Below are 21165 nucleotides of genomic sequence, written 5' to 3' on the forward strand. Positions count from 1 at the left end.
AATTTCTCCCGGGTTAGATGGAACACGGATGTTAGGAGAGCTCGCGGGTCGCCTCGGTGATCCGCGCAAACTCCTCCTCGGGTGCGGTGGTGACGATTCGGTGTCTGCTGACAAACCAGTAGTAGGCGAGGAACCCGACAAACACCGCGGCGGTGATACTGGCGGCTCGAACATCCACCACAAACGTGGAGATCACCGCGACGACCGCCAGGACCAGGGCGATGCCGGTCGTGAGGATTCCGCCGGGGGTGCGATAGCTACGCGGCAGATCGGGGGCGCGCAGGCGCAGCACGATATGTGAGACCATCAGCAGCACATAGGACACCGCGGCCCCGAAGACGGTGATGTTCATCAGTAGCCCGCCGTCTCCGATCGCGGTGGCCAGCAGGAATCCGATGGTACCGGGGACGATCAGTGCGAGATACGGCGTGCGTCGCGTCCCGGTGAGGGAGAGGACCCGGGGCAGGTACCCGGCGCGGGAGAGCGCAAACAGCTGCCGGGAGTAGGCGAAGATGATCGAGAAGAAGCTGGCCACGAGGCCGGCAAGCCCCGCATAGTTGACGATGGTTGCGAGCACCGAATCCTGCCCGTAGGCGATGCGAAGCGCCTCGGGCAGCGGATTATCCGAGGCTCCCATCGCGGTGGCACCACCGGCCCCGGGAATCAGGATCAGCATCGCCGCGCCCAGCAGCACCAGCACGGCGAGGGCGGCGATGATTCCCCGGGGCATATCTCGGGCGGGATTGGTGGATTCCTCGGCGGCCAATGGCACCCCCTCCACCGCCAGGAAAAACCAGATTCCGAACACCAGGCAGGCCAGCACCCCGGGGATTCCGAAGGGGAGGAATGAGCTGGCACCCGGGGCATCGGTGGGGGCGATTGTGAAGAGGTTGGCCACATCAAACCGGGGGATCAGGCCGATGATGGTGGCCAGCAGGGTCAGCACGGCGATGGCCGCGATCACAAACAGGATTCGAAGGGCCTCGCCGACCCCGCGCAGGTGAATCCCCACAAAGACGACATAACAAACCAGATAGATCGGCCAGGGGTGCGCGAGGGTGAAGAGACCCAGCGCCTGAACATAGCCGCCGATGAAGATCGAGACGGCGGCCGGGGCAATCGAGTATTCGATGAGGACGGCGATGCCGGTGGCATAACCACCCAGCGGGCCCAGCGCGCGTCGGGCGAACCCATACCCGGCACCGGAGGTGGGAAGCGCCGAGGACATCTCGGCGAGGCCCAGGACGATGCCCGTGTACATCAGCCCCATCAGGGCAAAGGCGATCAGCAGGCCGCCCCAGCCGCCGACGGCAAGACCGAGGTTCCAGCCGGAGAAATCCCCCGCGATGACGTAGGCGATGCCGAGGCCCGCAAGCAAAACCCACCCCGCGGCCCCGCGGCGCAGCTGACGCCTGGCCAGGTACTCAGAGGCACCGGTGTCTCGGGCACCAGAATCGGCGGAGGTCTCGGGCGCGGCCAGCGGTGCCTCGCCGGGAGGGGCCAGCGGTACCTTCCCGGGAGGGGAGAGTGGTGCTCCGCCGGATGGGATGAATGGTGCTCCGCCGGGAGGGGCCAGCGGTGCCTTCCCGGAAGGGGTGAGCGGTGCCGCGGAGTGTGGAGACGAGTCGTCGTGGTTGTGGTGACGCCGCATTGCTTCCCCCTGAAAACTCTGGCCGGGCTCCGCGGGGGATCGGGGCCGGTGTGCGTGTGTTGCTCGGGGGAGCGACGGTGTGGGATCGAGTCTGCGCGCGGCAAAACCCCGGGTCAAGCACAGTGTGATCGTTATTGGGCGAATTCTCGGAAACGGTGCGGCATGCCCGTTGGCGGCAAAAAACCGCGGGTGGCATCGGAATGATGCCACCCGCGGAGGTGGTGTTGCGAGGCAGGCATTACGCGCGTAGGCGGGTGGGGTCGAGTCTGCCGGGAACGCCGTATATCTGCTATCTAGTCGGTGCTCTCGGCCAGACTCAGGACGTCCAAGATCCAGGCGAGCTCGAACGCGCGTTCGCGCCAGGAATTGTAGCGGCCGGTGACGCCGCCGTGTCCGGCCGACATCTCGGTCTTGAGGAGAACGGGAGCATCAACTTCGCGCAGTCGGGCCACCCATTTGGCGGGTTCAACATAGAGCACCCGGGTGTCGTTGAGGCTTGTGATGGCCAGGATCCGCGGGTAGGTCACATCCGTGCGGATGTTCTCGTAGGGGGAGTACTCCTTCATATACCGGTAGACCTCGGGATCGTGCAGCGGGTTGCCCCACTCATCCCACTCGATCACCGTGAGCGGAAGGTCGGGATCGAGGATCGAGGTCAGCGGATCCACAAACGGCACACTCGCCAGCACCCCGGCGAAGAGCTCGGGCGCCAGGTTGGCGATGGCACCCATGAGTAGACCACCGGCGCTGCCGCCCTCGGCCACCAGTCGATCCGGCGTGGTGTAGCCGTGATCGATGAGGTGCTTGGCGCTGGCAACAAAGTCCGTGAACGTGTTCTTTTTGGTGAGGGTCTTGCCCTGTTCGTACCAGGCACGCCCCAGCTCGCCACCGCCGCGGACATGCGCGATCGCGAAGGTGACGCCGCGATCCAGCAGCGACAGCCGCGCGACCGAGAAGGACGGATCCATGCTGGCCTCATAGGAACCGTAACCGTAGAGCTCAAGCGGACCGGGAACCCGGTTTCCCGGGGCCGCCTCGGCGTAAGTGTCGGGTGCACTCGCCGCGTGCCCACGCTTCCACACCAGCGAGATGGGGATGCGGGTGCCGTCCTCGGCAATGGCCCACTCGCGTGCCTGCTGGTAGTCGGCCGGATCGTAACCGCCCAGGACCGGCTGCCGCTTGAGCACACGGATGTCGCCGGTGGCGACGTCGAGCTCGGACACGGTGGATGGGGTGATCAGCGAGCCGTAGCCCAGGCGGAGCGTGGGCTGGTCCCATTCGGGGTTGGAGCCGGTGTGCACGGTGTACAGGGGCTCGTCGAATTCAATTTCACGCGGGGCGATGGAGGACAGGGTGGTGTCGGGGGTGAGGGCGGCGACCGCGACGCGTGCCAGTCCCTCACGCCGGTATTCCACGGCCAGGAAGGAGGAGAAGACCGCCACGGACTCCAGACGCACATCGGCGCGGTGAGCAAGCACCACGGTGGCCGTTTCGGGGGAGGACGCGGACTCGGTTCCGATGTCGTCTACGGGGACCGCCACCAGCTCGAAGTTCTCGGCACCGGCATTGTGCGTGATCAGCAGGAAATCCTCCCCTCCGATGACCGCGTGTTCAACCTCGTACTCGACCCCGTCCCGGCGGGCCCAGATGACCTCGGGTGCCGAGCCCGCGGCTTCATCGCGAACCAGGAGCCACTCGGACGTGATTGAGGATCCCGCCGCAATCAGCAGGAATTTGCCGCTCTGCGAGAGCCCCGCTCCCACCCAGAAACGCTCATCGGGCTCATGGAACACCTGCTCGTCCGCGATGTCCGCGCCGAGGGTGTGCCGCCAGAGGGTATCCGGACGCCAGCTCTCATCGACGGTGGTGTAGTAGACGCGCCGTCCGTCGGCGGAGAAGAACGCACCGCCAAACGTGTTCTCGATGGTGTCGGGTAGCTCCCGGATCTCTTCTTCGGAGCCGGCGCTGGCACCCAGACCGTTGGCACCCAGACTGTTGGCACCCAGACCGCTGGCACCCAGACGGCTCAGATCCCGGAAACGCAGCGTGTAGCGCTCATCGCCCGAGACGTCGACCCCGTACAGCAGGGTGTTGCCATCCTGGGAGACGTCAAAGGACCCGATCGAGAAAAACTCATGCCCCTCGGCCAGCAGGTTTCCATCGAGCAGGATTTGTTCGCCGGGAACGGGGTGCGCGGGGTCGAGCTCGGGCGGGGTCCAATCATCCGGCCCGGCAATGGGCGCGCGGCAGTGCAGCGCATACTGGCTGTCCTCGACGCTGCGCGAGTAGTACCACCAGTTGCCCTCGCGAGTGGGTACCGAGAGGTCGGTCTCCAGGGTGCGCCCCTTGATTTCGCCAAAGATCCGCTCGCGCAGATCTTCGAGGTGCGCGGTGTGATCCTCGGTGAAGGAATTCTCGGCCTCAAGATGAGCGAGAACCTGCGGATCTTCCTTTGCCCGGAGCCACTCATAGTTGTCGATCACGGTGTCGCCGTGATGGGTGCGTTCGGTGGGGCGCCGCTCGGCGCGGGGTGCGGATGCGGATGTCGAAACCATAGTCCTACGCTATCGCTGACGGCCGGGGAATTGACCGGTGAAGCCGCAACCTGTGGAATTTCGCTCAGCGCTGAACGCCTGTGGAGGAAGCTGGAAATGCTTGGCGGGTGTGGTCCCGAGGAGTAAATTCGGGATATGACCCAGTATCCAGTGCATCCCCTGAACGATGGCCACCGCCTGCCCGCGATCGGGTTCGGAACCTATCCGCTGACCGGACCGGAGGGCGTCGAGTCGATCGCCGAGGCGCTTCGGATCGGCTACCGCATGCTGGACACCGCGGTGAACTACAACAACGAGGAGACCGTGGGGGAGGCGCTGCGTGTATCCGGGGTCGCCCGTCGCGACATCACCCTCACCAGTAAGCTTCCGGGCCGGGATCACGGATTTGATGAGACGCTGCGCTCATTCGACGGCACCCTGGAACGACTCGGAGTGGACAAGCTCGACCTCTATCTCATTCACTGGCCCAACCCCAGCGTGGATCGGTTCGTCGACACCTGGAAGGCGATGATCCGCCTCCGCGAGGAGGGACGTGTGTCCTCGATCGGTGTCTCCAACTTCACCCCCGAGTTCCTGACCCGCCTGCTGGCCGAGACCGGTGTGCTGCCGGCGGTCAACCAGGTCGAGCTGCACCCCTACTTCCCGCAGGAGGCGCTGCTGGACTTCCACCGCGAACACGGCATCGTGACCGAGGCGTGGAGCCCGCTGGGCAAGCGTGCCAAGCCGCATGAGGAGGCCGTGATCGGCGAGATCGCAACCAAGCACGGGGTGACCCCAGCCCAGGCGGTGCTGCGCTGGCACCTGGAGCGCGGCGTGGTTCCGATCCCCAAGTCCTCGTCTCCCGAGCGCCAGCGGGAAAACTTCGATGTGTTTGGGTTCACCCTGGAGGAGGCGGACATCGCGGCCATTACCGCGCTGGGAAAGCCCGATGGGCGCCTGTTCGACGGGGATCCCAACACGCACGAGGAGATGTAACCTCACAAACTCCCCGGGGCATCCGCGACAACACCGTCGTGGATGCCCCGTTTTGTTGCCGGGAGCGGGTGCATGTCCCCTAGGGTGGAGGCATGATTCTGCTGAGTGCGCTCCCTACCCGAACCTCGATCGGGATGCGCGGGTTGGCGAGGCGGGCGACACGTTGGACCACTGCCCTGCTGCTGGGGACGGCCCTGCTGGGCGGCACCCTGCTGTTCCCGGTGTCCGGAGCGCTCGCCGCAGAGATGCGATCCTCGACGCCGGCGAACGCAGACTCTGCTTCACCGGCGAATGCTCCGGCATCGGAGATCCTCGCCACCACGGTGACGGCCAAGTCCGGTGTCGAAAACTTCACCTTTGACAGTTTCGAGGGTGTCTATTCGCTCTCCCGGGATGCCGAGCGTCACTCGATTGTCGACGCGCGAGAGACCTTTGTGGCCCGCTTCCCCGACATCGATCAGAACCGGGGCATTGTGCGGGCGATTCCGCGTGATTACCGCGGCGTCGACCTGGGCACCGTGGTTGAATCGGTGACCGATGCCCAGGGGGTCGCGGTTCCCTTCAGTATCGAAACCACCGGCTCCAACACCGTGGTGTCGATCGGGGATGAGTCGTATCTTCGCGGCGTGCACACGTTCGTTCTGCACTACACCCAGCGGGATTCCACCCGGTACTTCTCAAATACCCGGTCGGACGAGTTTTACCGCGATTCAATCGGAACCCAGGTGCGCCAGCCAGTGGATGCGGCCACCATGAAGGTCATCGTTGATCCCACCCTGGTAACGGACCTGACGACCAATCAGGCCTGCTATGTCGGGCCAGCGAAGTCCAACCAACGCTGTGAGTTCTCTCGGGCCGATGCCGACGGTGCCGCGGTGTTTACCTCCGCGCAGCAGCGCCTGGCCCCGGGGGAGAACATCACGATGTCGGTCGGATTCACCGCGGGAACGTTTGCCCAGACCAAAGCGCTCGGCGAGCAGCCGATCTTCAGCTGGCTCCCCGCGGTCCTGGCCGCCCTGAGTATTTTGCTGGTCATTTTCGCGGCGATCCTGCGCCACCGCCGAAACCCGCGAGTGACCGGGGACGGAATCGTGGTCGCGCAATACACCCCGCAGCCCGGTGTGGATCTGGGGGTTGCCGCGGACCTGCTGCAAAAGCGCAACCTGCCGCAGGCGGCGATGGTGGACCTCGCGGTTCGGGGCAAGCTGCGCATCGTGGAGACCGAGGGTCGCGGCCTGTTTTCGAAGAAATCGACCTTCATGCTTGAGTACCGGGCGCCCGAGGAGGGCAAGGGCGCGTCTGCGCGGGTGCTGCGGGCGCTCTTTGGTAAGGACGCCAAGGCGGGCAAGACGGTGTCATTGGATAAGCCGAGTAAAAAGCTCACCGAGGCGATTACCAAGCTCACCTCCACGACCCGCGAGCAGGCCCTCGCGCAGGGATTACGCCGATGGGAAAAGCTACCCGCGGCCGGATGGTGGGCCATCACCGCGGTGTTGGCGTTCATCGCCACCCTGGGCATGACGATCACCGCCGCCTCCCAGGGGGGCGCGCCGGCCGTGGCGGTCGGGGCCACCGTCATCACCGGGATCACGATGCTCCTCACCTTACTTTTTGCCATGCCGGTGGCCGCGCTGAGTGCCGATGGCATGCGCGCGGTCGAGTATCTGAAGGGGCTCAAGCTGTATCTGGAGGTGGCCGAGGAGGATCGGCTGCGGATCCTGCAGTCCCCGCAGGGTGCGGAACGGGTGGACGCCACCGGGCCCGGCACGGGCGCCGAGGTCGGGGCCGCGGCGATCGAACCGCAGCGGGTGCTCCGTCTCTACGAGGCGCTGCTGCCGTACGCGGTGCTGTGGGGCGTGGAGAAGGAATGGGCAAAGACCCTCGCCGGCCGATATGAGACCGATCTGAGTGAGCCCAACTGGTACGTCGGACATAACGGGTTCAACGCCGCCGCACTGGGCCTGGGGATCGCCGGATTCAACTCGGCCGTATCCACCGCATCCTCCTGGAGTAGCTCGGGTGGGTCCAGTACGGGCGGCTCCATGGGCGGCGGCTTCTCCGGCGGCGGTGCCGGGGGCGGCGGGGTCGGCGGACGCTAGTTTCGCGACCATCGGACAGGGGGCCGTCAATAGCCGCCAGGTGCGCACCGGGCGAGGAATTAAATCCAGCGATTTTGAGGTCGTGACATCGGCCACGTTTTGCGCGCTCACCGGGGGGAACGCTGCGGCGTGTCGAGGGGAGCGTGGGTGTGAGCCCCCGGCGCGTCGAATGTCGAGTTGACGCACGTGGATACCGATGGAAGTATCGACATGACAACCCCGTTTGCAACCCCGTGTGTGGGAAATCGTCGTGAACTCCGTATGACGCATTCCTGAACAGTGGGGGTCCGACTCAGAGAAAAATCCCGGTGGACGCAACCTTTATCGTTATTCTCGTAATAGCGCTCGCACTCTTTTTTGACTTTACAAACGGTTTTCACGACACCGCTAACGCGATGGCCACCCCCATTGCTACCGGTGCGATGAAGCCGAAAGTCGCGGTTACACTCGCGGCCATCCTGAATCTCGTCGGAGCATTCCTGTCGACCGAGGTTTCCAAGACCATTTCCCACGGCATCATTCGCGAGGGCGGAGACGGCGGGGTTCAAATTACCCCCGAGCTGATCTTCGCGGGCTTGCTGGGTGCGATCATCTGGAACATGCTGACCTGGTTGCTGGGTCTGCCCTCGAGCTCGTCTCACGCGCTCTTTGGTGGCCTGATCGGTGCCGCCATCGTGGGTATCGGCTTTACCGCGATCGACAGCGGACAGCTCCTGTCGAAGGTGATCCTGCCCGCGGTGTTGGCGCCACTCACGGCCGGTCTGATTGCCTTCCTGGCGACCCGCCTGGTGTACGCGATGACCCGTCGCTATGACGGCAAGCCCGACGGTCGTGCCGGCTTCCGCTACGGCCAGATCTTTACCTCCTCCCTGGTGGCTCTGGCGCACGGTACCAACGATGCGCAGAAGACCATGGGTGTGATTACCCTGACCCTGGTCGCCGTGGGTGCGCAGTCCGCCGATCACACCGAACCGCAGTTCTGGGTGATTCTGGTGTGTGCACTGGCCATCGCGCTGGGAACCTACGTGGGTGGATGGCGCATCATCGCAACCCTGGGTACCGGTCTGACCGAGGTGAAGCCCGCCCAGGGCTTCGCCGCCGAGACCTCCACCGCGGCCACGATCCTCGCCTCCAGCCACCTCGGATTCGCCCTGTCGACCACCCAGGTCGCCTCGGGATCGGTGATCGGTTCGGGACTTGGACGCCGCGGATCCAAGGTGAAGTGGGGCACCGCCGGGCGCATCGCGCTGGGCTGGCTGATGACCCTGCCCGCCGCCGCCATCGTGGGTGGCCTGGCCGCCTGGGTGGCACACAACTTCGGAACCGTGGGCCTGATCATCGACGCGATCGTCGGATTCGGTGCCGTGCTGTTCATCTACCTGTGGTCGCGTCGCAGCAAGACCGACTTTGTCGAGGCTGCGGTGGCCGATGTGGCCGAGTCCGCCTTCGCCGTGGACATCCCCGAGGAGATCGAGCCCAAGCCGATTCCCGCCCGCATCGAGGCACGTCTCGAGGCCCAGGCCGAAGCTAAGGCGGAAGCCAAGGCCGAGGCAAAGGCGGAGGCCAAGGCCGAAGCAAAGGCCGAGGCCCAGGCGGCCAAGGCCGATCCCGAGTCCGGTTCGAGCGAGGGAGACAAGCGATGAGCGTCGACTGGATCGCCTTTATTACCGTTTTCGTGGCCGCCCTGACCGGCACCATCCTGGTGGTTGCCCTGTACGCGATGGGTGTGCGCCTGCTGGTCACCGCCGGTCGTGTGCCGGTGGCGCTGCCCGCCGAGTTCACCGATGCAATCACCGTGCTGTCCAAGGCCGAGATCAAGCAGGCTTCCAAGCGCGCCGCCAAGGCCGCCAAGAAGAACCCGCTGACCCCGGCACAGAAGGGCCTGGCCCGCGCCGGTGCCTATGCCTGCTTCGCGCTGTGTGCGGCGGCAGTGCTGGCCGGTATCTATCTGATTGTGCCGTTCTTCCACGGCTAGAACGTGTCACGCGCGCCTCGGGGTGCTCGCCTGCGGGCGGGCACCCCGAGATCGTTAGGCGGGGATACGCAAAACGGGCCCGATCCTCAGCAGAGGATCGGGCCCGTTCTGATGGGACGTCTTAGCCGCGCCCGCGAGCGATCTCGCGAATCACCGCCACCGCACCACCGCGCGCCCACTCCTCAAACGTGTGGGACGCCACGATGATCTCGCAGTTCAGGGCGGACCCGAACGCGTGCTCGGCAAAGGCCTTCCGGATGCGTTCGGCATAGAGGTCGTACTCACCCACGGCCTCGCCGGCGATGATCACGCGCTGCGGGCCGATCAGGTTGACCAGAGCGGCCAGCGCCGATCCGATGGTCTCACCGGCGTCGGCAAACGCGGTCCGCGCGGCCACATCGCCCGCTCGGGCCAGTTCTACCACCGCGGGCATGTCCAGGGTGTGATTGCCGAGGGCTCGACGCACGGCGGTCACGATCGCCGCCGAGGACGCGATGGTCTCCACACACCCGCGTCGTCCGCACGAGCACACCAGATTGCCGGGCGCGAGTGGGAGGTGCCCGATCTCGCCCGAGACCCCGTGGGCCCCCTCGACCACCGCGCCGTTGACAAAGATGCCACAGCCGATGCCGGCACCGATGGTGACCATCGCAAACGAGTGGGTGCCGGCACCACGGCCGAACATCTGCTCGGCGATGGTCAGCGCACGCACGTCGTTTTCCAGGACGATGGGCAGGCCGAGTCGCTCACCCAGTAGCGCGGCAACCGGGACATCCCGCCAGCCCATCAGCGGGGAGTCGCGGACCACGCCGGCCTGCGCATCCACGTCGCCCGAGACGGTGATCCCGACCCCGGAGATCGGGGTCCCCACGGTGCTGAGCTCGGCCACCACCGCGGCGATCTGTTCAAGCACGGCCTCGGGGGTGGTGCCGGGGTTGGCGCGGCTGGTCGCGGCCAACGGGGTCGCGATAAGGTCGGTGCGGACCGCATACACCCGGTCCGCGGTGACCTTGACCCCGATGGCCTGTGCCCGTCCGGCGCGCACCCGCAGCGGGTTGGCCGGACGTCCCAGCAGCGCCTCGGCGCGCGGGGGAGCGGCGGAGTCCTCGTCCTCCAGGAAGCCGTCCTCGATCAGCACGCTCACGGCCTTGGTGACCGCCGCCTGCGAGAGCCCGGTGGCCCGGGCCACGTCGATCCGCGGGACCGGACCGTGACTGAGGATGTGTCCAAAGACCGCAATGCCCGCCGGGGAGGACACCGGGATCTGCGTGATGCCGGTCATCCCTTGAGCCCGCTCGACGCGATGCCGGCAAAGAACTGGCGCTGGAGGGCCACAAAGATGATGATCAGCGGCAGCGAGACGATGAAGGATCCAGCCATCAACAGGGGATAGTCGGTACCGTACTGCCCCTGCAGGGCGGCGAGTCCAACGGGCAGCGTCATGGTTTCCTTCGACGAGGTGACAATCAACGGCCAGAGCAGGTCGTTCCACGAGTATAACGAGGTCAGCACCGTGAGGGCTGCAAGCGTGGGGCCCGTCATCGGAAGCATGATCTGCCAGAAGATCCGCCAGGATCCGGCACCGTCCAGGCGGGCGGCCTCCTCAAACTCGCGCGGGATGGCCAGGAATGCCTGACGCATCAGGAACGTACCAAACGCCGAGAAGATACCGGGGAGCGCGATGGCGGGCACAGTATCGAGCATTCCCAGGCCCTTGACCAGGTCGAACTGGGCGATGATGAACAGCTGGCTCGGGGCCATCAGCATGATCAGGAACGCCCCGAACAGCAGGTTGCGACCGCGGAACTCGAAGCGGGCAAACCCGTAGGCCGCCAGCGCACAGATCAGCAGCTGCCCGGCCACCCGCAGCAGCAGCGCGCCCAGGGAGACCGCGAGCATGCCCCAGAAGGGCACCATGTCAAAGAAGCGCTCATAGGAGGAGAGATTGAACGTGCCCGGGAGCAGGGTGGGCGGAACCGCCCGCGACTCGGGGATCGTTTTCATGCTGGTCAATAGCTGCCAGATGAAGGGGGCCACCATCACGAAGGCACCGAGGATCAGCGCCGTGTGGGTGACCCACTGCGTCGGACGGCGCGAGGCTCGTCCGCGGCTCAAAACTGTCTCACCCATAAAAGACCCATCTGCGCTGAAGGCGGAACTGGATGGCGGTGGCCGCCATGATGATCATCAGCAAGACGATCGCGATCGCGGCCCCAAAGCCCTGATCGTTTTCGATAAACGCCTTCTGATAGAAGAGGAACACGATGGTTTTCGAACCGTCGAGGGCGGGGGATCCACGGCCGATCATCACGTAGATCAGATCGAACATCTGCAGCGAGGAGATCACCGAGAGTACCGAGACGAAGAAGATGCTGGGGCTCAGCAGCGGCAGCGTGATGCCGAAGAACTGGCGGACCGGACCGGCACCATCCAGCGAGGATGCCTCCATGAGCTCCTCGGGGATGCCCTGCATCCCCGCGCCCAGGATGATGATGTTGGTGCCGAGGGTCATCCAGATGCCCACGATGGCGACCGCAAAGATCGCGACCTGCGGGTCGGCAACCCAGCTGGGCCCGTCGATCCCGAACAGACCAAGAAACTGGTTGAGCAGACCGAAGTCGCCGTTATAGATGTAGCGCCAGACCATACCCACGGCCACGGGGAGGGTGACCACTGGCAGGAAGTAGAGGACACGGTAGATCGCGCGGCCGCGCCGGGCGTTGTTGATCAGTGCCGAGACGAGGATCGCCAGCGGGATACCGATCAGCACGATCGCCGTGTAGATCGCGCTGTTACGCAGGGCATGCCAGAAGGCCTCGTCACCGAGCAGCGCCTCATAGTTGGACAGGCCGGTAAACTTACCGCCACCAAAGGGCCCGGTCTCCATCAGGCTGAGGACAACCGTGCGGACCAGGGGGATCAGATAGAGGGCGAGTAGCCCGATGAACGCGGGAGCGATAAAGAGCAGGCCGACCGCGGCACCGCGTCGCCGGGCCGGACGGGCGGGACGCGTGTTCGCGCCCCGCCCGCTCAGTGTGCTGGTCATTCTTTGGCGAGAACCTTGTTCATGGCCTCGGCGAGGGCGTTTGCCGCATCCGGCACGCTCTCACTCAGCTCCCACGCCGGGGCGAGCAGCTTGTCCTCAAGCTCGTTCCAGGCGGGGGTGTTCTTGGACACCGGGTAGACCACCGAGTCGGGGACCTGGTCGATGAAGTTCTTCAGCGCGAACTCGGGCATCGAGTCGATCCATGCCTGCTGGGTGTTCTCATAGGCGGGGATCGCGGCACCGGTGTCGGCCTGGATCTTGGCGGCCTTCTCGCCACCGAGGAACAGCAGGAATTTCTTCAGCTCCTCGGGGTGCTTGGTCTTGCCGTAGCCGACGTTCTGGATGCCGTTGATCACGGTGGCGCGCTTCTCGCCCTTGGGCAGCACGGTCACGTCGATCTCGCCGCGCAGCTTCGCGTCCTCGTAGAACCGGCTCGCGTAGAAGGATCCGCCGTAGTACATGGCGACCTTGCCATTTTCGAACTGGGCGACGGCTTCGGTGTCGGCGAGCTGCTTGAGGGTGGGGGACTGGCCGTTCTTCACGAAGTCGACCCAGTACTGCAGGCCCTCCTGGGTCTTGGGGCTGTCGTAGCCCGACTTCTTTCCATCGGCCGAGATGACCTCGCCACCGGCCTGGGCGATGGTGTTGTAGATGCCCTCCTGGCGGTTTAGCGGGGCGGCGATACCAAACGTGCCCGTGGCCGGGTCGGTCAGCTTGGCCGCGGCTTCCTGAACGTCCTTCCACTCCCACTGGTCGGTGGGGTAGGCGACGCCGGCGGCATCAAACAGGGTCTTGTTGTACCAGAGACCGATGGTGTCAAAGTCCTTGGGCAGGCCGTACTGCTTGCCGTCGTAGTTGAACAGGTCCACCAGGGCCTTGGGGTAGACCGAGGTGTCGATGCCCGCGTCCTTGATCGCGTCATCCAGCGGGAGGAGCTGATCGTTGGATGCGTACACCTGGAAGCGGTCGCCGAGCATCCAGAAGGCGTCGGGGGCGGTGCCACCCTGGGCGCTGACCTGGAGCTTGGTCCAGAACTCATTCCACGGGTTGACCTGCAGCTTGACCTTGATCTTGGGGTTGTCCGCCTCGAAGGCGTCCACGATCTTCTGCATGGCATCCTCCTGCGACCAGACGCCGTAGGTAAGGGTCACGGCTTCGTCGCCGTTCGAAGATCCGGGGCTCGACGATGAGCACCCGGCCAGGAGGGCACCGGCCGCGAGCATCGCGACGGTGGTACCAAGCCACTTCTTCATGGGTATTCCTTTCGTAGTTCCGCCCGGGGGCGGGATGGATGGAACGCTTGGGGGAAGGGTTAGGACTGGAGGCGCGGGTTCAGCCAGTCGATGTGGGCCGGGGCCGCTCCATCGAGGGGCTGGGTGCGCAGGGTGAGGGTGTGGGCACCGACAACCGGAATCTCCAGGTCGTGGGGTGCCTCACCCGAGCGGAGGGTGAGCCGGGTGTGCTCGGTGCCGTCGATCTCGATCGAAACCTGGGCGGCGGCATCGGGGGTTTCGTCATCCACGGCGACCGCGGTGCGCAGCGTGGAGGCCGAACCACCCAGGTAGAAGGTGACCGCGGAGTTGTGGGAGACGCCGAGCCCCGAGGGATAACTGGTTCCGGCGACGGTCAGCGTGGTGCCATCGTGGGGATCGCCCCCGCCGTTGGACTCGTTGCGTTCCACCGGCCCGACCTCGTTGTGGCAGAAGAGGAAGGGTGCATCCGAGAGCGGGTGCTCACCCTCCCCAAACGGCAGGACAAAGCGGGCGTGGGCGGTGCGCGGGACGCCGTCGGTCCCGGGCAGCTCGATGGTCACGATTCCGGTGTCTCCGGCGCTCGCCGCGGCGGGGGCGGTGATGGTCCAGGCGTGCTCATTGTCGCCCGCCGGCAGCGCCGACCAGCCCGGGGTGATGCGGATGCGGGCATCGGGCTCGGTGTGCAGGGTTGCGGTGCCGCCGGCGGTGATGGCGGCAACCCGGGGTTCGACGGTCGGTTCGGGAAGCACCGCTCGTGGCTTCGCCCGCAGCAGCGGGGTACCGGCGGGGACCGCGATGGCCACAAATCCGCCGTTGGTGGCGACCGGGACCTCGATCGCCTCGCCGCCGTGGGCACTCAGCAGTGTCTCCTCGAGGGTGTTGTCGGGACCGTCGGTGACCAGCCAAATGTCCAGCGCGGCGCCCGACAGCTCACCGATCGGCAGGCTCAGCGTGCGCGCGGCACCGGTCGCGATCGCCCCCAGGTACCAGGCGTCGCCGTGGCGACGGGCAATCAGCGCGTGACTGTCGGGGTCGCCGCCAAGCAGTCGGGTTTCGTGCCAGGTTGCCGGCAGCTCGGCCAGGAATCGGTTAGCCAGCGGACGCTCGCGGTAACGGTCGGGATCATCGGCAAAGTGGGTGATCCCCGACTCATAGACGATCCCGAGGGCCAGCTCATGGCCGTCGCTGGTTTCGCGCTCGGGGGCGCTGAAGGTGACCGGGGTGTAGTCCATCGCACCGACCACATTGCGGGTGAAGGGCTGGATCACATTGTGTGAAGCCGAGAGCGGGTTGCCGTAGAACACGTAGTACTCGGCCCCGCGAATGCCCTCATAGGAGACCACGTGCGGGTAGGTCTTGGCCCAGCCGCGGGGAATCACCGAGCCGTGGAAGTTCACCATCAGGCCCACCCGCGCGCTCTCGCGCAGGATCGCGTCGTACCAGCGGTAGCGGCGGTTGCCCTCGGACTCCATGAAGTCCACCTTGATTCCGGCCACACCCCAGTTGCGCCAGCGCTCAAGCTTGCTCAGCGCCTCGGCACCGTCGAGGTCGGACCAGGAGCTCCACAGGTGCACCTGGATGCCGCGGGCGGCGGCGAAGGCGACCAGCTCGGGGACCCAGGTTTCGTCCCAGCCGCAGTCCACCAGCACGTGCTCCCACCCCTGTTCGGCGGCGTACTCGGTGAAGCGCTTCTGGTCGGAGAGGTAGGCACCGGAGTACTGGCTTGACCACCAGGACCAGGCTGCACGTCCCGGACGCGGCGCGGTGATCGGGCCGCTGGGTGCGGGGGCGAGGTCATCCACCAGGGTCGAGGCGACAACCCGGGCCAGGGATCCGATGATCGCGACCCGCCACGGGGTGCGGTGTCCGGCCAGGATCGAGAGTGTGGGGTCCGCCGGGGTCACCAGCAGAGCGGGTCCGCCCTCGCGGGTGAACACCGGGTGGGCACCCGAGTTGGTGGCGTCGATGTCGGATTCGCTCCAGAGGACGTGTGCGCCTCCGGGGCGCGAGACCAGCAGCGGGAACCCATAGTCTCCCGGAGTGAGGTCGGCGAGATCCACGCCCACCCGCGGGGTTTCGTACCAGGTCTGGTAGTCGAGTACCCAGGCGCGCTCGGCGTTTTCGAGCGAGATCCGGGTCAGCTCGGTGCCCAGGGTCAGGGTGTCGGCGGGAACCGCGGCGGCGGTGCCGATCTGGTAGCGGAAGGCCAGGCCGTCGTGACCCAGGCGCAGGATGAGGGTCCACTCGGTGCCGCGCGGGGAGCGCAGTTCGATGTGTCGCTCGGCGTGGTCCACGGTGCGGGTCCCGGTGGCCTTGCCTGTATAGGCGGTGTAGGTCTCGGCGATCCGCTCCTGGTGGATGCCGGTGATCTCGCCGGTGCCGGTGAGGGCCTCGCCGTTGACGGTGATGCCCAGTTCGATCGGGTCGATTGCCGGGGCACCGTTGTGGGTCGCGCTCAGCAGCAGGCGTTCCCCGTCGTGGGTCAGGGTCGCGGTGAGGTCACCCTCGACCAGTTCGGTGACGGCGACGGGGGTGGGGAGAGGGGAGGTGCTTGTGATCATCGTTGATCGGGGTCCTTTTCGCGGGGAATCCGGAATACACGGTTGCGTTGTTGGTTGAGTGTAGACATTATTAATTCACGATGTCAAGTATGCACGAACGATGTGCCAGATGAGGAAGTCTGCATGAACAACACACCTGCTTCGCCCATTCACCTGTCCGCGGCCGGGGTCAGCGTGGTCCTCGACGTGGTGGGGGATGAGCTCCCCGCGGTGATCCACTGGGGGGAGGCCATTCCCGCCGGGGATGCCCACGCCCTGGAGGACCTGCGCGCGACCGCGCTCCCCTCGGTGGTCAACAGTTCCTTCGACCAGCCGCGGCGGCTCGGGATCCTGCCCGCCCAGTCCGATGGTTGGTCCGGGGTGCCGGGGATCGAGGCGGCTCGCGGCGGGCGCAGCGCGACCCGGTTTGAGCTGCTGCGCGTGGAGAGCGATACCCGGTTGGCCCGATTCTGGCTGCGTGAGGCGGCGACCGGCCTGGAGGTGGTGGCGAACTACGAGCTGAGCCCGGCCGGGGTGCTGGCCGTGCGCTTCGAGCTGGTCGCTGCGGAGTCGCCGCTGGGCGGCGCTGGATCGGGGGGCGGGGTGAGCTTGCTCGCCGAGGACCCGGCGGACTCGATCCTCGCGCTCGGGGCCGTGCGCGCCCTGCTGCCGGTGCCCGAGCGGGCCCGCGAAATCCTCGACTTCACCGGCCGTTGGAGCGGGGAGCGCCGCCCGCAGCGCACGTCGCTGAGCGACGGCGGTCACGTGCGCGCCACGCATCGAGGACGCCCCGGACACGACGCCGCCTACCTCACCCTGCTCGGCACGCCGGGCTTCGAGAACCGCAGCGGAGAGATCTGGGCCACCCACGTGGCGTGGTCGGGATCCCTCGAACAGCGCGTGGATCGCCTGCCCGAGGGGGCCGGCACCCTCACCTCGCTGATCGGCGGCGGCGAGCTGCTGGAACCGGGCGAAATCCGGCTGCGGGCGGGGGAGCGCTACGTGTCGCCCGAGGTGCTCTTTGCCTGGTCAAACGCGGGAATCGACGGTATCAGCGCCCGCTTCCACGCCTATTCGCGCGCCCTGGCCGCGCACCCGGAGAAGCCGCGTCCGCTTGTGCTCAACACCTGGGAGGCCGTCTACTTCGACCAGAACTTCGAGACCCTGGCGCGCCTGGCCGATACCGCGGCCGAGATCGGGGTCGAGCGTTTTGTGCTGGATGACGGCTGGTTCCGCGGGCGACGCGACGACACCGCGGGCCTCGGCGACTGGTTTGTGGACGAGGGGATCTGGCCCGGTGGGCTGGGGAAGCTCGCCGCGCACGTGCACAGCCTGGGCCTGGAGTTTGGGTTGTGGTTTGAGCCCGAGATGATCAACCTGGACTCGGATCTGGCGCGCGCGCATCCCGAGTGGATCCTCGCCGATGACCGCCAGCTCGGCCGGAGTTGGCGTCACCAGCACGTCCTGAACATCGCGCATCCCGAGGCCTATCGCTTCATCTATGACCGGATCTCGGCCCTGGTGCGGGAGTACGGCATCAACTTCATCAAGTGGGATCACAACCGCGAGCTGCACGCGGCGATCGACCGCACCACCGGCACCGTCCGGGTCCACGAGCAGACCCGGGCGCTGTACCGGATGTTTGCCGAGCTGCGGGCCGAGTTCCCCGAGCTGGAGCTGGAATCCTGCGCGAGCGGCGGGGCCCGGGTGGACCTGGGGATCATGGGCCGTGCGCAGCGGGTGTGGGCCTCGGATACCAACGATCCGATCGAGCGACGCTGGATCCACCGCTGGACCGCGGCGCTGCTGCCCCCCGAGGTGATCGGGGTGCACGTGGGGCCCGAGGAGGCGCACACCACGCACCGCTCGATCGCGCTGCCGTACCGGCTGATCGCCGCGCTGTTTGGTCACGCCGGAATCGAATGGGACATCACCTCCTGCACCCCCGAGGAGCGGGCGATGCTGACTGCCTGGACCGCGCTGTATCGCGAGCTGCGCCCGGTCCTGCACGCGGGCACCTCGGTGCATGCCGACGGGCTGGATGCGGGGGCCGCACTGCACGGGGTTGTCGCATCGGATGGGTCGCGGGCGATCTATGCGTGGGAGCGCTTTGCGACCAGTGCGGTGGCCCACACCCCGCGTGTTCGCTTCCCGGGACTGGATCCCGAGGCGCGCTATCGGGTGGCGATTCGGCGCGAGGTGGGGCCCGCGCAGGCGCATCAGGTGGCGGATCCCGAGTGGTTGCCCACGGGGGAGTCGGCACCGATCCTCTCGGGATTTGTGCTGGGCGTGACGGGGGTTCCGCTGCCCCTGCTCAACCCGGGAAACGCGCTGCTGTTTGACCTGGTTCGCGCCTAACCGAGATCAAACTGTTACTTGACGATGTGAATTAAATTCGGTTTACTCCTGAGTGTCGACGCGATGGCGCGTCGACCGACAGGAGGAAGCATGAAACAACATCGTCTTGTTGCCCTCGCGAGCGGCGCACTGCTGCTTGCGGGGGCCGCGATCCCGCTCGGATCGCTTCCCGCAGCCGCCGTCGGAGGGGCCTATACGGTCACCTCTCCGGACGGCAACACCTCGCTCGTGGTCACCGAGGCCACCGGCGGTGCGCTGAACTACAGCGTCGCCCAGAACGGTCAGAGCGTGATCGATTCCTCGGCGCTGGGCCTGGTCACCGCGGCCGCGGACCTCAGCACCGGACTGAATTTTGACTCGGTGACCACCCGTGCCGTGCACCAGGAGTACTCGCTGGTGGCCCGAACCAACGGCCCGATCACCTCGGACGCCAACGAGATGACACTGACCTATCGCAAGGGCGCGGCCACCCTGGAAATCACCGCCCGCGCCCAGAACGACGGGGTGGCCTTCCGCTACCGGGTCGCCGGCGTGGGCCAGACCACGCTCACTCGTGAGGCCACCAAGTTTGCGCTCCCCGCGGGGACCGGACTCTGGGCCAGTCCCTACCGCGAGGCCAAGGACTACGAGGACAGCTACCCGTATGTCTCGTCCACCCAGATGGGCACCAAGAAGTTCTCCATGCCGGTGCTGGCGAGCCTGCGCGATAACGCCTCCTGGGCGCTGATCACCGAGGCCGCCGTCTACAACAACGACTTCTATCCGGCGATCCGACTCGATGCGAACGGCAACAACAACCGCACCCTGAACGCCCAGCTCCCCGGACCCGACAACAACGTGTTTAACACCGCGGCCTCGGCCGTGGCGGTGCCCGTAAACGGTGCGGTGCAGACCCCGTGGCGCGTGGTGATCGCCAGCTCGCAGCTGGAAAAGGTCACCGTGAGCTCGATGGTCACCGACCTCAACCCCGATCCGGCGGCCGGGACCGACAGCTCCTGGGTTGAACCGGGGGCCGCACTCTGGTCCTGGTGGTCGAATGAGGAAAAGGCGGGCGAGGGTGACAACATGCGCCTGTCCCAGCAGTCCTATATCGACTCCGCCGAGGAGCTCGGGGTGCGCTACGTGACCGTGGACTGCTGTTACAACAACACCAACGGCGACGTCGAGTATCTGGCCGCCTACGGCAAGGAGCGCGGCGTGGGCATCTTCATCTGGATGCACAAGGGCGACTTCACCAACGCCGACGGTAGCTACTTCACCCAGGCCCAGGTCAACCAGGTCATGCAGAACGTGAAGAACCGCGGGGTTTCCGGGGTCAAGATCGACTTCATGCAGTCCGATCGAGCCGAAACCATCGCGCTCTACGATCGCATTTCGAAGGCCGCCGGGACCGCCCACGTACTGGTGAACTTCCACGGCTCCACCAAGCCGGCGGGGGAGAACCGCACCTATCCGCAGATCATCACCAGCGAGGCCGTGCTCGGTAACGAGCAGTACAAGTATGGCCGCCCGCCCACGGCCAAGGACTCGGCCACCTACCCGTTCACCCGTAACGTGATCGGCGGCATGGACATGACTCCGATCACCTTCTCGATCGGATCCCTGCTCACGACCCACGCCCACCAGCTGGCACTCGGCGTGGTGACCGCCTCGGCGATGGCACACTATGCGGATTCCAACGCCGCGTATGAAACCTGGGTTGGCCGTCACCTGCTGCGCGCGATCCCCAGCGTGTGGGACCAGACCAAGCTGATCGAGGGCTTCCCCGGCGACTACGCGACCCTGGCTCGACGCAGCGGGGACGACTGGTTCATCGGATCGGTCACCGATAAGGCCCGCACCGCCACGATCCCGCTGAGCTTCCTGGGCTCGGGATCCTACACCGCGACCATCTTCGCCGACGGCACGGATGACCGCAGCATCGCGCTGAGCACCCAGACGGTGACCGCGGGCACCACGCTGAGCATTCCGCTGCGCCTGCACGGCGGCGTCTCGGTGCACGTGTCCAAGACCCCGTTGGCGATGCTCGGGACCGCCGACCGCGTGATCGAGGCCGAGGGATCTGCCGCTGTGCGTGCGGGCGGAGCCCAGATCGCCGCCTGCCCGGGCTGCTCGGGTGGAAGCAAGGTGGGCAGCATGGGGGGATCGGCGACGCTGAGCTTCCCGAACCTCCAGGTTGCCACGGCCGGAACCTACACGCTGCGGGTCGGGTATCTCTCCGAGGACCCGCGCTCCTTCACCGTGAAGGTCAACGCAGGCTCGGCGCAGACGGTCTCGCCGCCGCGCTCGGGTAAGGGCAACGACGGCAAGCCGAGCGGATGGGAGATCGTCCGCACGGTCGATGTGCCGGTTCAGCTGAACGCCGGCAACAACACCGTGGTGATCGGTGCCGTCGGTGGCTATGCGCCGGACTTTGATCGGGTGACCGTCGTGTCCGGTTACGCGCTGTCCTCGGGCAGCGCGAGTGTGAACGCACTCAACGCCGGATCCACGACCGCGCAGATCCGCTACTCGGCGGCCACGGCGACCTCGGCCAAGGTGGTGGTGAACGGGACCGTGGTGCCGATCACCCTGCCCGCGACCGGTGGTGCCGGGCACGTGGGGACGCAGACCGTTTACCTGCCGCTCGGTGTCGGGACCAACGCGGTGAGCGTGCAGCGTGCCGATGGCGGAGCGATTGCCGGACTCGAACGCCTGGACGTGCGCCAGTAGC

General features: G+C 66.3%; 13 protein-coding genes. 6 read left to right on the plus strand and 7 right to left on the minus strand.

What is annotated here, in order from left to right; translation table 11 throughout:
- Positions 1–31: 31 nt before the first annotated feature.
- Together eat and M2390_RS00795 are read right to left on the minus strand one after the other, a co-directional pair.
- On the minus strand, positions 32–1651 hold the full coding sequence (eat, locus tag M2390_RS00790) for an ethanolamine permease (RefSeq protein WP_259176342.1): 1620 nt from the start codon (positions 1649–1651) through the stop codon (positions 32–34).
- Between the two features lie 293 nt (positions 1652–1944).
- Complete coding sequence (locus M2390_RS00795; protein ID WP_259176344.1) at positions 1945–4206, minus strand: S9 family peptidase; 2262 nt, start codon at positions 4204–4206, stop codon at positions 1945–1947.
- A 135-nt stretch (positions 4207–4341) separates the two neighbouring features.
- On the opposite strand from M2390_RS00795, the gene M2390_RS00800 reads away from it, so the two are divergent.
- From M2390_RS00800 to M2390_RS00815, 4 genes are all read left to right on the plus strand, one after another.
- A complete protein-coding gene (locus M2390_RS00800; RefSeq protein WP_259176347.1) occupies positions 4342–5181 on the plus strand; it encodes an aldo/keto reductase in 840 nt (279 codons plus the stop codon).
- A 92-nt stretch (positions 5182–5273) separates the two neighbouring features.
- On the plus strand, positions 5274–7280 hold the full coding sequence (locus M2390_RS00805) for a DUF2207 domain-containing protein (RefSeq protein ID WP_259176349.1): 2007 nt from the start codon (positions 5274–5276) through the stop codon (positions 7278–7280).
- A gap of 308 nt (positions 7281–7588) precedes the next feature.
- Positions 7589–8923 (plus strand): inorganic phosphate transporter, encoded by a 1335-nt coding sequence (locus M2390_RS00810; RefSeq protein ID WP_259176350.1) that lies wholly within the window; start codon positions 7589–7591, stop codon positions 8921–8923.
- Positions 8920–9255 (plus strand): hypothetical protein, encoded by a 336-nt coding sequence (locus M2390_RS00815; protein ID WP_030142975.1) that lies wholly within the window; start codon positions 8920–8922, stop codon positions 9253–9255. The genes M2390_RS00810 and M2390_RS00815 overlap by 4 nt, the downstream gene beginning before the upstream one ends.
- Before the next feature lie 121 nt (positions 9256–9376).
- Here M2390_RS00815 and M2390_RS00820 read toward each other — a convergent pair whose 3' ends face one another.
- Genes M2390_RS00820 through M2390_RS00840 form a run of 5 tightly spaced genes read right to left on the minus strand, consistent with a single transcriptional unit; the run spans position 9377 to position 16115 of the window.
- Entirely contained in the window at positions 9377–10537 is a 1161-nt protein-coding gene (locus M2390_RS00820; protein WP_259176355.1) for an ROK family protein, read from the minus strand.
- Positions 10534–11385 carry a carbohydrate ABC transporter permease gene (locus M2390_RS00825; RefSeq protein ID WP_187976475.1) on the minus strand — a complete coding sequence of 284 codons (852 nt, stop codon included), beginning with the start codon at positions 11383–11385 and terminating at the stop codon, positions 10534–10536. Before M2390_RS00825 ends, M2390_RS00820 begins: the two co-directional genes overlap by 4 nt.
- Positions 11378–12301, minus strand: coding sequence for a carbohydrate ABC transporter permease (locus M2390_RS00830; RefSeq protein WP_051701446.1), 924 nt, complete (start codon positions 12299–12301; stop codon positions 11378–11380). Before M2390_RS00830 ends, M2390_RS00825 begins: the two co-directional genes overlap by 8 nt.
- Positions 12298–13554: a sugar ABC transporter substrate-binding protein gene (locus M2390_RS00835; RefSeq protein WP_259176358.1), complete on the minus strand. Its 1257-nt coding sequence runs from the start codon at positions 13552–13554 to the stop codon at positions 12298–12300. The genes M2390_RS00830 and M2390_RS00835 overlap by 4 nt, the downstream gene beginning before the upstream one ends.
- A gap of 59 nt (positions 13555–13613) precedes the next feature.
- Positions 13614–16115, minus strand: a complete 2502-nt coding sequence (locus M2390_RS00840) for a glycoside hydrolase family 97 catalytic domain-containing protein (RefSeq protein ID WP_259176359.1) — start codon at positions 16113–16115, stop codon at positions 13614–13616.
- Positions 16116–16238: 123 nt separating this feature from the next.
- Between M2390_RS00840 and M2390_RS00845 the strand changes: the two genes are divergently transcribed.
- Both M2390_RS00845 and M2390_RS00850 read left to right on the plus strand, forming a co-directional pair.
- Entirely contained in the window at positions 16239–18452 is a 2214-nt protein-coding gene (locus M2390_RS00845; protein WP_259176361.1) for an alpha-galactosidase, read from the plus strand.
- Positions 18453–18542: 90 nt separating this feature from the next.
- Positions 18543–21164 carry a glycoside hydrolase family 97 catalytic domain-containing protein gene (locus M2390_RS00850; RefSeq protein ID WP_259176363.1) on the plus strand — a complete coding sequence of 874 codons (2622 nt, stop codon included), beginning with the start codon at positions 18543–18545 and terminating at the stop codon, positions 21162–21164.
- Position 21165 lies beyond the last annotated feature (1 nt).

This window comes from Mycetocola sp. BIGb0189, from assembly GCF_024810155.1.
Taxonomy (GTDB): Bacteria; Actinomycetota; Actinomycetes; order Actinomycetales; family Microbacteriaceae; genus Mycetocola; species Mycetocola lacteus.

Bases quoted from the DNA above. Each gene is read 5' to 3' on its own strand.
- eat (WP_259176342.1), bottom strand. From the start codon at position 1,651: ATGCGGCGTCACCACAACCACGACGACTCGTCTCCACACTCCGCGGCA.
- M2390_RS00795 (WP_259176344.1), bottom strand. From the start codon at position 4,206: ATGGTTTCGACATCCGCATCCGCACCCCGCGCCGAGCGGCGCCCCACC.
- M2390_RS00800 (WP_259176347.1), top strand. From the start codon at position 4,342: ATGACCCAGTATCCAGTGCATCCCCTGAACGATGGCCACCGCCTGCCC.
- M2390_RS00805 (WP_259176349.1), top strand. From the start codon at position 5,274: ATGATTCTGCTGAGTGCGCTCCCTACCCGAACCTCGATCGGGATGCGC.
- M2390_RS00815 (WP_030142975.1), top strand. From the start codon at position 8,920: ATGAGCGTCGACTGGATCGCCTTTATTACCGTTTTCGTGGCCGCCCTG.
- M2390_RS00820 (WP_259176355.1), bottom strand. From the start codon at position 10,537: ATGACCGGCATCACGCAGATCCCGGTGTCCTCCCCGGCGGGCATTGCG.
- M2390_RS00825 (WP_187976475.1), bottom strand. From the start codon at position 11,385: ATGGGTGAGACAGTTTTGAGCCGCGGACGAGCCTCGCGCCGTCCGACG.
- M2390_RS00830 (WP_051701446.1), bottom strand. From the start codon at position 12,301: ATGACCAGCACACTGAGCGGGCGGGGCGCGAACACGCGTCCCGCCCGT.
- M2390_RS00835 (WP_259176358.1), bottom strand. From the start codon at position 13,554: ATGAAGAAGTGGCTTGGTACCACCGTCGCGATGCTCGCGGCCGGTGCC.
- M2390_RS00840 (WP_259176359.1), bottom strand. From the start codon at position 16,115: ATGATCACAAGCACCTCCCCTCTCCCCACCCCCGTCGCCGTCACCGAA.
- M2390_RS00845 (WP_259176361.1), top strand. From the start codon at position 16,239: ATGAACAACACACCTGCTTCGCCCATTCACCTGTCCGCGGCCGGGGTC.
- M2390_RS00850 (WP_259176363.1), top strand. From the start codon at position 18,543: ATGAAACAACATCGTCTTGTTGCCCTCGCGAGCGGCGCACTGCTGCTT.